The sequence below is a fragment of the Hymenobacter agri genome (assembly GCF_054778495.1).
In genome coordinates this window covers 1-1,703 of record NZ_BAAGZM010000772.1, presented here as the reverse complement: position 1 = coordinate 1,703, position 1,703 = coordinate 1, and the positions used below count along the sequence as shown (strand labels likewise).

Annotated in this window: 1 protein-coding gene; it reads left to right on the top strand. The window is 64.5% G+C overall.

What is annotated here, in order from left to right:
- The coding region (locus ACYVDE_RS21960; RefSeq protein WP_460503674.1) for a 7TM diverse intracellular signaling domain-containing protein at window positions 1–1,510 on the top strand (1,510 nt) is incomplete at its 5' end.
- Window positions 1,511–1,703: the final 193 nt, after the last annotated feature.

Sequence of the window (1,703 nt, the reverse complement as noted above, 5' to 3'; positions counted from 1 at the left end):
ACTGCTGCTGCCGCTTCCCGCCCGGGCTACGGCCATCTGCTACGTGCTGCTGCGCCTCGATACCGGCGCGGCCCTGCCGCCCGCTGTGCGCCTGGGGGTGGAGTTGCTGTCGGTGGCCGAGGCGCAGCAGGCCGATGCCTTTTACGGCACGGCCTGGGCCGTGTCGCTGGCGGTGCTGCTGCTGCTGCTGCTCACCAACCTGCCTACTTACCTGCGCTTCCGCGACCAAAGCACGTTGTACTATCTGTGCACGCAGGTGGGGGCGGCGCTCTACGTCACGGCCTTTCGGGGGTATGGGCGGGCGTGGTTTCCGGGGCCGGCGTTCAGCCAGCTGGTGCTGCCCGACGGGCGCACCTACGCCTACCATCTCAACAACGTGGCCATGCACCTGAGCGTGGTGCTCATGCTGCTGGGCTTCGGGCAGATGACGCGGGAATTCCTGGCCCTGCGCGCCCGCCTGCCCCGGCTCGATGCCGTACTGCGCGCCGCGTTGAGGGGCTACATCGGGTTTGAGGTGCTGGTGGCGGCGGTAAACCTGAGCGGCCACTTCATCAACATCTACACCCTGCCCTTCGATAACCTGCTGGTGCTGGGCGTGGTGGTGCTGTTGCTGGCCATTGGCGTGGTGGCCTACCGGCAACGCCTGCCGCTGGCCCGGCCCTACCTGCTGGCCAATGTGCTGCCGCTGCTCTTCATTCTGTTCATTGCGGGCTACCATGTGCTGGTCGATGCGGACAGCACCGGCAGCAGCACCGGGGGCCAGTTGCTGCCCGACCTGGCCGTGCTGGCGCACGCGCTGGGTTTTTCGGTGGCCCTCAGCATTCGGCAGCAGAGCTTGCAGCGTACGCTGCTCGATGCCGAGCGCGAGGCCGCTGCGCTGGTCCTCGACATTCAGGCGAAGGAGCTGCGCCACCGCGAAATCGTGCTCAAAAATCAGCATATCCAAACCGCGCTGCTGGCCATGCAACAGCGCCAGCAGGCCCAGGCCGCGCACACCCAGCAGCTGAGTGCCGACCACCAGCAGCAACAAACTGCCAACCTCGACCTGCGCCAGCAGCTCGAAGCCAACCAGCGCGAGCTAGCCTCTACCACGCTCTACGTGCAGCAGAAAAATGCCCTGCTGGCCGAGCTCAAGCAGCAGATTCAAGAGTTGGGCGCGCAGGGGCCGGTGCCGCAAAAGGAGTTGGCGGGCATCAAGTCCATTCTGCGAACCAGCCTGCACCTCGATGAGGACTGGAGCCGCTTCAAGCTACACTTCGAGCAGGTGCACCCGCGCTTTTTTGAGGAGTTGCAGGCCAAGTACCCGGCCCTGACCAGCAACGAGCAGCGGCTGTACTGCTACTTCCACATTCACCTGGCTACGAAGGAAATCGCGGCCCTGCTCAACATCGACCCGGCCAGCGTGCGCCGGGCCAAAACCCGCCTCTTCAAGAAGATTGCGGCCGCCGACGTAGCGGCCGGCCGTACCCCGTCGGCTGAGCTGACGGATGAATCTGCCGCTGGCGAATAGCCCACTGCGGCTGCGGGCTCATCTCCAATTATAAAATAACAGGTTCATTATCAGTTGAATTATCAAAGCTGTCTACACTTTGTCTACGTTTCTTTTTAGGAAAGCGGGCAGGGGTGGGAGCAGGTTTGCAGCGCCGGAGCCGGTCGGCCACCGCCCCGGCGCTCCGAACCCTTCGGCCACCGCGCTACCCGGC